Raw genomic sequence first — 12969 nt, forward strand, 5'->3', positions numbered from 1 at the left:
AATGATCCTGACCCACAGTTTGCGCAAGCCATACGTCGTCATTGATATTATTTTGCGAATATTTATATCACAAAATGGAAAAGATTTAGTTAGGGATTTTTAGAAATCTTGTAACAAGCTTCTAGGTGTGAGAAGAAAGTGATAAAAGTAAGAAGGTCAGAAGACCGGATGGCAACAAGCTAGCAAGTCTAGAGTTTAATGCCTAAATCGAGGAAATTCTGCAGTAATTCCAGTCCCTGCTCGGTGAGCACAGATTCAGGATGAAACTGAACGCCTAATATAGGCAAAGTTTTATGACTCATGGCCATTATCTCTCTTCCATGTACAGCATCATCAAACCAGGCATCTAAGATAAAATCTTCTGGAAGAGATTCTACAATCAGTGAGTGATAACGTGTCACAGTCAACGGCTCGTTCAAGGATGAAAATAATCGACTATCGGTATGGTTAATCAGACTAGTCTTACCGTGCATGACTCGCTGGGCCCGAATGACATTAGCACCAAATACCTGAGCGATAGCCTGGTGACCAAGACAAACACCTAAAATAGGCAGTTTACCCGAGAAATACTCGATAGCTTCGAGAGAAATCCCCGCCTCATTCGGTGTACATGGGCCGGGTGATATAACTAAATATGAAGGGTTTAAGGCCTCTATCTCTTCCAAGGTGATCTCATCGTTACGCTTAACCAAGATCTCTTGACCTAGTTGCTGAAAGTACTGCACTAAGTTAAAAGTAAAAGAATCATAGTTATCGATCATCAACAACATGGAACAGGTTTATCCTAACTATTGAACTGGCGCAAGATGCTAACACAGCCACAGCGACAGTTCACGCCACAAGTAATAAAAAAGCCAGTCATAGGACTGGCTTTCAATATTTACTCGTTAATATTACTTAACAAGTGTCAGATGACTACGACGCTTAGGCTCTGGTTCTGGAGACTTCTTCTCAGGTGAAGTCTCAACCGCCGGAGACTCAGTTGATGAAGACTCAACAGACGTTAACTCACGCTTTGCGTCCGTTAATGGCGCTTGTTCAGGCTTCACTACAGATAGTCCAGCTTCTTCAGAGTCAGCTTCGACTTGATAAGCTTCTTCCAAATCGAAGACGGTTCCAGCACCATTTTCTCTCGCATATATGGCAACAATTGCGGCCATAGGCAAGACAACTTGCTGAGGAACACCACCAAAGCGAGCATTAAACTCAATAAAATCATGGCCAATCTGCAGATTACCTACTGCAGTCGATGTAATATTGAGAACAATCTGACCATCTTTCACATATTGTTGCGGAACCTGAGTCCCCGGCACGTAAGCGTCAACGACGACATGGGGGGTAAGATCATTATCCATCAACCAATCATAATATGCTTGTAGCAAGTATGGGCGATTTGGTGTCATAGGCTTCATTAGATACCCATGCGCATTTCGCGCTCGGTCTCAGTAAGAGAAGCTTTAAATGATTCACGATCAAACAGACGTGTCATGTATGCTTTAACCTCTTTAGCCGTGCGGTTATCTAATTCGATTCCCAATACAGGCAAACGCCACAATAATGGGCCCAAGTAACAATCGGCTAGACCGAACTCTTCAGCCATAAAGTAAGGCATTTCGGTAAATACCGGTGCGATTGCAGTTAAGCTTTCCTGCAGCTCTTTACGAGCCGCATCGGCACGGTCACCACTTCTGATACGCTCAACCAGCGTATACCAATCATTTTCGATTCTGTGCATCATCAGACGAGTCTGGCCACGAGAAACCGGGTAAACAGGCATTAACGGTGGATGCGGAAAACGCTCATCCAGGTACTCCATGATGATACGTGAGTTATAAAGCACTAATTCACGATCTACCAGAGTAGGAACTGTATTGTATGGGTTTAGCTCGATCAGATCTTCAGGCATCTCACTTGGATCGGCCTGCAGCACATCGACGGTGACTCCTTTCTCAGCCAAGACGATACGAACTTGGTGACTATAAAGATCGTCAGCACCTGAATACAGGGTCATGATTGAGCGTTTATTGGCAGCAACAGCCATTGATACCCTCCGGGAATTTGATGTCAAAAGCAAAAAAACAAAAAGCAAACGAGGGGCAAAGCCCCCCGTTTACAATATGCGGATTGTACATTCTAACCTTTATAGGGGTTAGTGTACATCTCTCCAGTATTCTTTCTTCAACAAGTAAGCGATGACGAAGAAGATAAACAGGAAGCCCATTACCCACCAACCTAAGCTTTCACGCTCAAGTTTTACTGGATCACCAGAGTAAACCAGGAAGCCAGTAATATCACGAACCACTTGATCATACTCTTCGGCATTCAGAGAGCCACCAGTAGCGACTAAAGTTGTCACTTCAGTCCCATCTTCCTGCTTCACTATTTCTTTAACAGGAATCCCCTGTAAATGCTCCAACACATGAGGCATACCCACTGACGGGAACACTATATTGTTCACGCCAAATGGACGGTTCTCATCTTTATAGAAGCCCTTAAGGTAAGTGTAGATCCAATCTTCGCCTCGAACACGAGCAACCAGAGTGAGATCCGGTGGTGTTGCACCAAACCACTTAGCTGCAGCATCTTCTGGAATCGCATTTTCCATCAAGTCGCCAGGCTTAGCATCTTCATCGAACATGAATTTAGCACGCATGTCATCGAGAGAAATATCTAAGTCTTCTGCTACTCGGTTATATCTTTGATATTGAGTGCTATGGCAACCAGCACAGTTATGCTGGAACAGGTCAAGACCACGTTGTAATGACTCAGTGTCATTGAGATCTATATTGGCACTCTCTAGATGTACCGACGAACCCGAAGCAAAAGCCAGTGTTGGTACTAAGGCAACTAATGCAATAATTAATTTTTTCATTAGTGAGTCAACCTCTCTGGTACAGGTTTAGTCTTCTCATTCTTACTGTAAATCCATAGGAACAGGAAGAAACCGAAGTATGTCAGAGTAAAGACACGCGCAGCAATCGTTAGCTCTGGTGTCGCCGGAACAGCACCTAAATAGCCAAGGATAATAAATGAAATGGCAAACTGAGCTAAGTTCAGTTTATGCGCCAGACTACGGTAACGAACTGACTTAACCTTACAGCGATCTAACCAAGGCAGTACGAACAGTACAGCAATCGCTAGTCCCATGCCGATAACACCGATCAACTTATCGGGAATCGCACGTAATATCGCGTAAAACGGTGTGAAATACCAAACCGGTGCAATATGCTCTGGTGTCTTCATCGGGTTAGCCGCTTCGAAGTTAGGTCCTTCTAAGAAGTAACCGCCACCTTCAGGCATAAAGAAGAGTACATAACAGAAGACGATGAGGAAGCCAGCGGTTCCTAAAATATCTTTAACTGTGTAGTAAGGGTGGAATGGGATACCATCAACAGGCCATCCATTTTCATCCTTATTCTTCTTGATCTCTATACCATCTGGGTTATTTGAACCCACTTCGTGCAGGGCAATCAAGTGCAGGAACACCAGGACAACCAAGACTAGAGGCAGTGCAATAACATGCAGAGCGAAGAAGCGGTTCAGCGTTGCGCCGGAGACAACGAAGTCACCACGTATCCACAGTGTCAGGTCATCACCAATAAAAGGGATGGCACCGAACAACGAGATAATAACCTGAGCACCCCAATATGACATCTGTCCCCACGGAAGCAGATAGCCCATGAAAGCTTCAGCCATAAGCACGAGGAAGATAAGCATACCGAATAACCAAAGTAGCTCTCTTGGCTTCTGGTAGGATCCATAGATCAAACCACGGAACATATGCAAGTAGATCACCACGAAGAATGCCGAGGCGCCAGTGGAGTGCATATAGCGTAGCAACCAGCCATACTCAACATCACGCATGATGTATTCGATTGACGCAAATGCGCCTTCGGCAGTTGGCACATAGTTCATTGTTAGCCAGATACCCGTTAGTAACTGGTTAACCAGAACTAGCATGGCAAGTGAGCCGAAGAAGTACCAAAAGTTAAAGTTTGTTGGCGTCGCGTATTGACCCACATGACGGTTATAAGTCGCCGTCATAGGAATGCGAGCATCGATCCAATCAACTAGATTCTTAATCATTACGCTGCCCCTTGATCGACACCGATGATGACATTGCCTTCATCGATATACTGATGTGGTGGAACAACTAAGTTTAACGGTGCTGGTACACCCTGGAAGACGCGGCCAGCCAAGTCAAACTTAGAACCATGACACGGACAATAGAAGCCTGAAGGTACACCTTCAACCTGCTCACCGAACGTATCTGGTAAATATGTAGGAGAACAACCTAAGTGAGTACAAAGTCCCACCGCGATAAAATACTCCGGATTGATCGAACGAACCGCATTTTGAGCATAAGAAGGCTGTTGCTCTTCTGCAGATGCTGGATCGCGGAGTTGACTGTCAAGTGTCGCAAGATTTGTTAAAATCTCTTTAGTACGACGTACAACCCAAACAGGTTTTCCACGCCATTCAACACGAATCAACTGACCTGGCTCTACTTTACTGATATTTACTTCAACCGGTGCGCCTGCAGCTTTCGCTTTGGCACTCGGATTCCATGACTTTATAAAAGGAACCGCTACAGCGACGGCACCTACACCACCTACTACGGCGGTTGCTGCGGTCAGAAATCTGCGACGTCCGGTATCGACTGGCGCATTGCTCATCCACTTATCTCCAGAGAGTGTTGGAATTTTTGTTTTAAATTATTTTTAAAATTGGGGTTTACCCCAAAACTCAAAAACGAAACTTGAGGCGGGGCTCATTATAGCCAAAAATTAGAAGCAGATCATAGTAAATCGAATAACAAAGTTAACTATGTTAGGAAAATTGCCTTCCCAGCACATAAAATGGTCGTCTAGTTATGGAATTAAAGATCATATATGAACAGATAAGTGATAAAAATGAAATAACATATGATGCTAAATTAGAGACTTAGAAGTTTAAAGCAAAAAAAAACCCGGCATACGCCGGGCTTTTCATCCAAATAGACTTATTTGGCTAAAGGACTCTTCATATATTTGAAGAACTCACTGTCGGGCTCAAGCACCATAACATTCGAATCACCTTCGAAACTGGCCTTATAAGCCTCTAAGCTACGCACGAAGCTATAAAACTCAGGATCTTGGTTAAATGCATCTGCATATATCTTAGCCGCAGTCGCATCACCTTCACCTCGCACCTCAAGCGCTTTACGTTGAGCCTTGGCCAACATAATAGTGACCGAAGCGTCAGTCTTAGCTCTGATTATCTCAGACTGCTCCATACCTTGTGCTCTGTGCTCTTTCGCTACCGCAGTACGCTCTGCACGCATACGTTGATAGATACTCGAACTCACGTTAGCCGGTAAGTTAATCTGCTTAACACGTACATCAACCACTTCGATGCCTAAATCAGCCGAACTCTCAGATGCATTTCTCAATGCATCTTGCTGTAGCTCATCACGACTTCCAGAGACTATCTCTTTAATCGTACGGCGACCGAATTCGGTGCGAAGGTCGTTATTGATCTTACGCTGTAGTAGCGACTCGGCGTTAGCCTTGATGCCACCATTAGTCGACAAGTAGTACTTCTCGAAGTCCTTGATACGCCACTTCACATACGAATCGACCATAAGGTCTTTCTTCTCTGAAGTCACGAATCTGTCTGCTGCACCATCCATAGTTTGGATACGTGAATCAAGAAACTTGATCTTGTCGATCATAGGGATCTTAATGTGCAAACCAGGCGCATAAATACGAGTAATACCATCGTCTTTTAGGATCTTACCAAAACGTGAAACGATCGCTCGTTCACCTTCGTTAACCACTAAAATAGACGATAAGAACACAGCCACTAGCACGGCAGCAATAATCGCAGTTAGTCTACCCATGATTAATTCCTCCCCTGACGTTCGCCACGAGTCGGGCGTGTATCCAACGGAACGCTGGTATGATTCGAAGAGCTAAAAGAAGAACTCGTAGTAGAACTTGAATTTACACTTTTAGGCTTAGTGCTCGACTCGCTCTTCTGCATCAACTTATCCAGAGGAAGATACATCATGTTGCTACTGCTCTTAGAGTCAACGAGTACCTTACTGGTACCGCTCAATACAGCCTGCATAGAATCTAAGTACATGCGCTCACGTGTCACTTTAGGCGCGGCCTTATACTCAGGTAGCAGCAGGTTGAATCTAGCAACCTTACCTTGAGCTTCTAAGACTTCGCGTTCTTTATAGGCTTTAGCTTGTTGCTCCATGCGCTGAACTTGACCACGAGCCTTAGGCTCAATAGCTCTGGCATAAGCTTCAGCTTCACGAATGAACCTTTGCTCATCTTCTTGTGCCGATATCGCATCATCGAAGGCATCTTTAACCTCTTCAGGCGGACGTGCAGGTAAGAAGTTCACATCGACAATGGTAATACCTAGCTTATAGGGCTCGATAATACGCTCGACTTCTTCCCAAGTATCACGACGGATCTGATCTCGACCTGTGGTCAAGATGTCATCCATACTATTATGACCGACGACGTAACGCAGAGCACTATCTGTCGCCTCACGTAAGCTCTCGTTAGCATCTACAGCACTAAACAAGAAATGATACGCATCTGTCACTCGATATTGGACGTCAAGCTCAACCAAAACCACGTTTTCATCTGTCGTCAACATGCTACCAGAGGCAGGAATTGAACGAACAGTATTCACGTTAACAGGGAACACTTCATCGATAAACGTCGCTTTCCACTGAAGACCAGGATCGACCTCACCAATGTACTCACCGAATCTAAGTGCGACACCTTTCTCAGCTTCTTTTACCGTATAGAAACCTGAAAGGCCCCATACGACAACGGCTATGCCCAAGACAATGATAAGACCGAAAGAACTAAATGTTGGCCCCTTACCATTACCTTTTCCACCGCCGAAACGCTTCGAAAGATTACGAAAAACTTCATCTAGATCTGGTGGTCCCTTATCGTTACCACTTTTATTTCCCCAAGGGTCTTTATTTCCCTTGTTACCGGGCTCGTTCCAAGCCATTTAGCACTCCATAGGTGTATGAATTAAACGAGATTAAAAAATTACTCTACCGCCGCGTCTTCGACAATAAAGTGCTCTAACTCTCCTTGGCTCTGCTTCACTAACCGGAGCCAATCGGCCTCCAGTAAACGAACAGATAAAATACAGTTCCCCAGATCATCAAACTCTTTCTGCTGTATCGCGTCAAGTCGGTAAAACTGACCAAGATAATGCCCAGCAGTTGCCGGGATCCGCAAAGTCAACTCCAGAGTTGCTCTACCAACGATCTCGTTGATAGCCTCTCTAAGCTGATCTAAGCCTTTTTGTTGCTGCGCCGAAACCCAGACTCTGGTGGGTACACCTTCGTCGTTATAATCTATCTTTGGGCTAACATCCTCTAACAAATCTATCTTATTACAGACGATCAGTTGAGGTATCTCATCGGCACCTATCTCTTTGAGCACCAGTTGCACTTGCTCAAAGTTATCCCCCATATTCTCATCATGACAATCGACAATATGGAGTAACAGATCCGCTTCACGAGTTTCTTGTAACGTCGACTTAAACGCCGCCACTAAATCATGGGGCAAGTGACGAATAAAACCTACGGTATCAGCTAAGACAATAGCGCCATCCGGTAGATCTAACTTTCTCAAGGTAGGATCTAAGGTGGCAAACAGTTGATCTGCAGCATATACCTCTGAAACTGTAAGCGAGTTGAACAGAGTTGATTTACCCGCATTAGTATAGCCAACTAATGAAACCGTAGGCTGTTCACTGCGACGTCTTGCCCTTCGGCTCTGCTCTCTCTGTTTATCTACCTTTGCCAGACGCTTATTGATGGTACTCATTCTGCCACGGAGTAGACGTCTATCAGTCTCGAGCTGGGTCTCCCCAGGTCCTCTCATGCCAATACCACCTTTCTGGCGTTCCAGATGAGTCCAACCCCGTATGAGACGAGTCGACATATGGCGTAACTGCGCTAGCTCCACCTGCAACTTACCTTCATAGGTTCGTGCTCTCTGGGCAAAGATATCTAAAATGAGCGCTGTACGATCTAAGACCCTACATTGGCAAATCATCTCAATATTTCTTTCTTGAGCGGGACTCAGTGCATGATTAAAAATCACCACATTTGCTTCAGTCCCAGCGACCAAAGCCGCTAGCTCATCGGCCTTTCCCGAACCCAGAAAAAACTTTCTGTCCGGTGAACGGCGACTCGCAGTGATCACACCGACCTGTTGAGCACCAGCTGACTCGACTAGGAGCTGTAGTTCGACTAAGTCTTCCCTACGGTCTTCATCAGCAAAGTCAATATGCACAAGAACGGCACTCTCACCCGCTTCATAACGATCAAACAAAAAGCGTACTCCTCAACAACTACTCGCTCGCCTCATCCTGCTGACCATTAAAGCCTGCAGCCTGAGTTGGTGTAGCGTGATGGTTGCTTACATTGAATGGACGCGCTGGCACTACCGTAGAGATAGCATGCTTATATACCATTTGGCTAACCGTGTTTTTAAGCAAGATAACAAATTGGTCAAATGACTCAACCTGTCCTTGTAACTTAATACCATTAACAAGATAAATTGATACAGGAACGCGCTCACGGCGAAGTGCGTTCAAAAATGGGTCTTGTAAAGATTGCCCCTTTGCCATTTTATAATTTCCTTTTTATTAATAATAAGTAGTAAAACTAATACAACATAACTTTCTTGTTTGGATTTAGTATTATATAGCGAGGATGAATTAGCTAGCGACAATGTCGCAATACACTAGTTAGATTTGAATCTAAGCCAGTTTCCAGCCAATTTAACTCTGACCACCCTCTCAACCATGTTAATTGACGCTTAGCTAATTGCCTAGTAGCAATTATCCCCTTATCGACCATAGTATTATAATCATATTCACCATCTAGGTGCTGCCAGCACTGTCGATAACCTACACACCTCATAGAGGGAAGCTCTAAATGCAGGTCATTTCGCTGCCTAAGGGTCTGAACTTCCTTCACGAAACCTTGATTTAACATCAATTTGAATCTTTCTTCTATAGAAAGATGTAACACTTTTCGATCTTTCGGTGAAATTGCAAATTGAATAACCTCATAAGGCAAAGGTGGAGACTTTATTTGCGTCAACTGGGTTAAACTTTTACCACTGATCCGAAAGACCTCTAACGCCCTGGATAACCGTTGAGGATCATTAGGATGAATACGTTCGGCCGAAACAGGATCGACTCGCTTCAATTCGTCATGCAAGTGTTGCCATCCATGGATCTGAGCTTCGCTGGCAATCTCACTCCTGATGGCTTCATCTGCTGCCGGTAAAGGAGATAATCCCTCTAACAGAGCCTTAAAATAAAGCATGGTGCCCCCGACAAGCAAGGGCGTTTTACCTGACTTTACAATATCCGCAATCTCTCTGAGTGCATCGGTTCTAAAATCTGCCGCTGAGTAACTCTCCAAAGGGTCCCGTATATCGATCAATCTGTGCGGTGCTACCCCAAGCTCTGCCGCCGTTGGCTTGGCACTACCTATATCCATACCACGATAGATAAGTGCAGAGTCGACGGAAATGATTTCACAATTATGCTCTTTGACCAGCTCAATCGCTAACGCCGTTTTCCCTGAGGCCGTCGGTCCCATTAGGGTAATAATTTTCGGTAAACTCGCTTCAGTCACTCGTTTATGCTTCCAACGTTCCAATGTTTAACAAAATAGATAGAATCATTTAATGTTCTTTTTCAACCAGTCTTTCCAAGGCAAGTTGATGACGTCGGCCATCAACTCCTCTCTCATACTGTGTTCCGCTTGCATCAAGTCTTGCCAGATCGTAATCGGCGATTCGAGTTTCATATCAGCATATTTGCTAATCCAGCTTGCCAACGCCTCTAAGCCCGGCTCTTCAAAACGCATCCATTGCAATAATTCGGGGATCACGCTCACCAACTGGCTCTGTCTTAAATATGGGGGCACTTTCTTTATTATCAACTGCCCGAGACGAATTGTTAGCTCAATTCCTATCTTCCTTAGCACTAACTCTCTGAGCTCAATCGTCTCCTTCCAATCTTCGTCCATAGGAATAGAGACCGGCATCAAGAGTGGCTGACTGATTAAACCCACTTCGAGTTTATTCAGAATATTTACTTGTAAGAGCTTACGGGTAATTTTTTCTATGGTGAGAAGGCTCAAACTATCGCCTTGGCTTAATACCCAATACTTTTCCGATAATACCATCGGCATGTTTTGCTGCTCTGTGGCAAGCTCACTACTCTCCTTACGCGGAACCACTGGAGTAGTCAATAAGGCCCCGTAAGAAGCGATAGCCGCAGCCGAAGGCAATTCAGCTTGTGGACGTGTTGCGGAATTATGCCTTAAACTACTTTCACCCCTTGAATAGGATGAAGACGATGTCATCGAATACTCAGGCTGATTGCCTACAGAGCTTGTATCAGAACCTCTGTCGAAAGAAAGATGAGCAGCTGTGTCAGTCTTGAATTTGCCTAGTTCGGCCCCCTCAGGCTCCCGCACAGCTCCCCGATATGAGCTTGTTGGAACTTCTCGATTGCTTTGCTCTTCAGTAGTAAATACTGGTTTGCCGACTTGTGAGAGCGCCGATTGCAGTGCCTGTAAAATATAATCATGGACATAGCGGCTCTGATGAAATCTCACTTCATGCTTAGCTGGATGTACATTGACATCGACTTGATGAGGATCGAGTTCGAGCATCAAGACATAGCTAGCCTGGGTTCCGGTAACATGCTCGGCGAAAGCCTGCCTAACGGCATGATTAACAAGTCTGTCGCGAACCAGTCTGCCATTTACATAGAAGTATTGGGTGTCGCTGGCCGGCCCTTCGAAATAGGGCGACTGTATATAGCCACTCAATTTCAAGCCTTCATGTTCACATTGAACCTGTAGAGCCTGCTGCGCAAACTTCTTGCCACTAATTTGAGCAAGACGTTGCAAATATTGATCTGAGGTTTTTGCCGGTCGATAATTTCTAACCACTTTGCCGTTGTTTTTAAGTGTGAAGTGTATTTCTCGCCTCACTAATGCAATGCGTTTGAGCCACTCATCTATGTGAGTAAACTCGGTTTTATCGCTTTTGAGAAAACGTCTTCGGGCGGGAGTATTAAAAAATAAATCCACCGCCTCGACAGTTGAACCTACCGGATGGGCCGCAGGGATCACCTTAACCGCCATATCTGAACCTTCGGCATAGGCCTGCCAAGCTTCACTCTGCTCCGCCGTTCGTGAGGTGAGAGTCAATCTGGAAACAGAACTAATACTCGCCAAAGCTTCACCACGGAAACCAAAACTCAAGATAGCATCGAGATCATCTAAGGTACTGAGTTTAGAAGTGGCATGTCTAGACAGAGCCAGACTTAGCTCATTTTTTGGAATACCAGAGCCATTGTCATGAATTTTAATCAGTTTACTACCACCCTTCTCGATCTCGATATCGACTCGGGTCGCACCAGCATCTATACTGTTTTCAACTAACTCTTTGATGACTGAAGCCGGTCTTTCGACAACTTCACCCGCCGCTATTTGGTTAGCTAACTGAGGTGGTAAAATCTGAATTGTCATAATTTTTAGCTCTCAAAATCAGGCCAGGGAATACAGTTACTTTAGACACACTATGCTCTTGGAATAACTAACTTCTGACCGATCCGAATATTGTTTGACTTGAGATTATTGGCTTTCTTAATACTCGTTACAGACACTTGGTACCTGTGGGCTATCACAGAAAGGGACTCCCCCTTCCGAACGCTATGCTTTCGAGAACCTTTATTTGCCATCAAAGAATTAACCGGCGGATTACTCTCAAAATATTTAAGCACACCTTTGTGTACAGCCTTAGCAATATTATTCTGATGCTCTCTTTGAGACAACAACCTCTCTTCTTGATGATTAGAGATAAAGCCAGTTTCAACTAATATGGAAGGGATATCGGGTGATTTTAATACTGCGAAGCTCGCCGATTCTGGCTTGTGCTTATGCAATTTGGTTACTTTACCTAAGTTAGAAAGCACATCGTCGGCTATGTTATGGCTAATAGCCATAGATCTATCCATAGACATATCCAACAAGGTCATAGCCAAATATTGTTCATTATCAGTGTTTTGGATAATCTCACCAGCACCGCCCAAGAGCTCTGAATGCTTCTCTTTATGCTCTAACCAGCGACCAATCTCACTGTTAGCACGCCTCATAGACAAGACCCAAACTGATGCCCCCCTAGGTTGGGGAGAGGTAAATGCATCAGCATGAATAGAAACCAGAAGATCGGCTTTACTATTTCTGGCAATCTCAGAGCGTTTATTCAGATTCACAAAATAATCGCCGGTGCGGGTCATCACAGCTCTCATGCCTGGCGTTGCGTTGATTTTAGCTTCGACTTTTTTGGCGATCTCTAAAACTACTTTTTTCTCATAGATACCCGATGGCCCGATAGATCCGGGATCGTCACCCCCATGACCAGCATCGATAGCAACAACAACATCTCTTAATTTCTGTGTTGGTTTACTCGGTTGGCTTACGGTACTAGAAGAGCGGCTGTCATCTAGGTCTACGACTAAGCGGTTTCCATAAGGAGCCGTTGGCGGCAGTGAAAACAGGTTAGCTTTAACGGGCTTAACCAAATCGATAACTAGACGTAAAGTACCTTTAGAGGGGGGTTTACTTATCCTCACCCTCTTAACTAATTTACTGTTATTAGCTAATTTACTTAGATTTAATGAAGTACTAGCCCCTTTTAAGTCAACCACTAATCGATAAGGGCCAGTCAGGCCGAAATGAGTATATTTAGGTGCATGACTTAAATCGAAAACTATACGAGTCGACTCTGGAGCAGCCCAGATACGCACACCATCAAGCTTATTGGCACTATGGACAACAAAAGAGGTACTTAGTGCAAGCGCCACAAGTATAGCTTTGAGAAAGTTTTCGATTTTTATCAT

At 44.6% G+C, this 12969-nt stretch carries 13 protein-coding genes; all 13 read right to left on the reverse strand.

The annotated features are described in order from the left end of the window. Positions 1–188: 188 nt before the first annotated feature. The gene (locus sps_RS24965; protein ID WP_077754970.1) at positions 189–770 is read right to left on the reverse strand and encodes an anthranilate synthase component II; all 582 of its coding nucleotides are present in this window, start codon (positions 768–770) and stop codon (positions 189–191) included. A 123-nt stretch (positions 771–893) separates the two neighbouring features. After that, on the reverse strand, positions 894–1412 hold the full coding sequence (locus tag sps_RS24970; RefSeq protein ID WP_077754971.1) for a ClpXP protease specificity-enhancing factor: 519 nt from the start codon (positions 1410–1412) through the stop codon (positions 894–896). Further along, a complete protein-coding gene (gene sspA / locus sps_RS24975) occupies positions 1412–2041 on the reverse strand; it encodes a stringent starvation protein SspA (protein ID WP_077754972.1) in 630 nt (209 codons plus the stop codon). The genes sps_RS24970 and sspA overlap by 1 nt, the downstream gene beginning before the upstream one ends. A 108-nt stretch (positions 2042–2149) precedes the next feature. Beyond that, a complete protein-coding gene (locus tag sps_RS24980) occupies positions 2150–2872 on the reverse strand; it encodes a cytochrome c1 (protein WP_077754973.1) in 723 nt (240 codons plus the stop codon). Then, complete coding sequence (locus tag sps_RS24985; protein WP_077754974.1) at positions 2872–4086, reverse strand: cytochrome b; 1215 nt, start codon at positions 4084–4086, stop codon at positions 2872–2874. The genes sps_RS24980 and sps_RS24985 overlap by 1 nt, the downstream gene beginning before the upstream one ends. After that, entirely contained in the window at positions 4086–4676 is a 591-nt protein-coding gene (gene petA / locus sps_RS24990; RefSeq protein ID WP_077754975.1) for a ubiquinol-cytochrome c reductase iron-sulfur subunit, read from the reverse strand. Before petA ends, sps_RS24985 begins: the two co-directional genes overlap by 1 nt. Before the next feature lie 326 nt (positions 4677–5002). After that, positions 5003–5881, reverse strand: a complete 879-nt coding sequence (gene hflC / locus sps_RS24995) for a protease modulator HflC (RefSeq protein WP_077754976.1) — start codon at positions 5879–5881, stop codon at positions 5003–5005. 2 nt (positions 5882–5883) lie between these two features. Continuing rightward, positions 5884–7026, reverse strand: coding sequence for an FtsH protease activity modulator HflK (hflK, locus tag sps_RS25000; RefSeq protein ID WP_077754977.1), 1143 nt, complete (start codon positions 7024–7026; stop codon positions 5884–5886). Positions 7027–7067: 41 nt separating this feature from the next. Then, positions 7068–8366: a ribosome rescue GTPase HflX gene (hflX, locus tag sps_RS25005; protein ID WP_077754978.1), complete on the reverse strand. Its 1299-nt coding sequence runs from the start codon at positions 8364–8366 to the stop codon at positions 7068–7070. A 19-nt stretch (positions 8367–8385) separates the two neighbouring features. Next, positions 8386–8664, reverse strand: coding sequence for an RNA chaperone Hfq (gene hfq / locus sps_RS25010; RefSeq protein ID WP_077754979.1), 279 nt, complete (start codon positions 8662–8664; stop codon positions 8386–8388). 94 nt (positions 8665–8758) lie between these two features. Next, a complete protein-coding gene (gene miaA / locus sps_RS25015; protein WP_077754980.1) occupies positions 8759–9685 on the reverse strand; it encodes a tRNA (adenosine(37)-N6)-dimethylallyltransferase MiaA in 927 nt (308 codons plus the stop codon). Between the two features lie 45 nt (positions 9686–9730). After that, a complete protein-coding gene (gene mutL, locus sps_RS25020; RefSeq protein WP_077754981.1) occupies positions 9731–11596 on the reverse strand; it encodes a DNA mismatch repair endonuclease MutL in 1866 nt (621 codons plus the stop codon). Positions 11597–11646: 50 nt separating this feature from the next. Then, positions 11647–12969, reverse strand: coding sequence for an N-acetylmuramoyl-L-alanine amidase (locus tag sps_RS25025; protein ID WP_077754982.1), 1323 nt, complete (start codon positions 12967–12969; stop codon positions 11647–11649).

The sequence above is a fragment of the Shewanella psychrophila genome, from assembly GCF_002005305.1.
Classification (GTDB): Bacteria; Pseudomonadota; Gammaproteobacteria; order Enterobacterales; family Shewanellaceae; genus Shewanella; species Shewanella psychrophila.

Bases quoted from the DNA above. Each gene is read 5' to 3' on its own strand.
- sps_RS24965 (WP_077754970.1), bottom strand. From the start codon at position 770: ATGTTGTTGATGATCGATAACTATGATTCTTTTACTTTTAACTTAGTG.
- sps_RS24970 (WP_077754971.1), bottom strand. From the start codon at position 1,412: ATGAAGCCTATGACACCAAATCGCCCATACTTGCTACAAGCATATTAT.
- sspA (WP_077754972.1), bottom strand. From the start codon at position 2,041: ATGGCTGTTGCTGCCAATAAACGCTCAATCATGACCCTGTATTCAGGT.
- sps_RS24980 (WP_077754973.1), bottom strand. From the start codon at position 2,872: ATGAAAAAATTAATTATTGCATTAGTTGCCTTAGTACCAACACTGGCT.
- sps_RS24985 (WP_077754974.1), bottom strand. From the start codon at position 4,086: ATGATTAAGAATCTAGTTGATTGGATCGATGCTCGCATTCCTATGACG.
- petA (WP_077754975.1), bottom strand. From the start codon at position 4,676: ATGAGCAATGCGCCAGTCGATACCGGACGTCGCAGATTTCTGACCGCA.
- hflC (WP_077754976.1), bottom strand. From the start codon at position 5,881: ATGGGTAGACTAACTGCGATTATTGCTGCCGTGCTAGTGGCTGTGTTC.
- hflK (WP_077754977.1), bottom strand. From the start codon at position 7,026: ATGGCTTGGAACGAGCCCGGTAACAAGGGAAATAAAGACCCTTGGGGA.
- hfq (WP_077754979.1), bottom strand. From the start codon at position 8,664: ATGGCAAAGGGGCAATCTTTACAAGACCCATTTTTGAACGCACTTCGC.
- mutL (WP_077754981.1), bottom strand. From the start codon at position 11,596: ATGACAATTCAGATTTTACCACCTCAGTTAGCTAACCAAATAGCGGCG.
- sps_RS25025 (WP_077754982.1), bottom strand. From the start codon at position 12,969: ATGATAAAAATCGAAAACTTTCTCAAAGCTATACTTGTGGCGCTTGCA.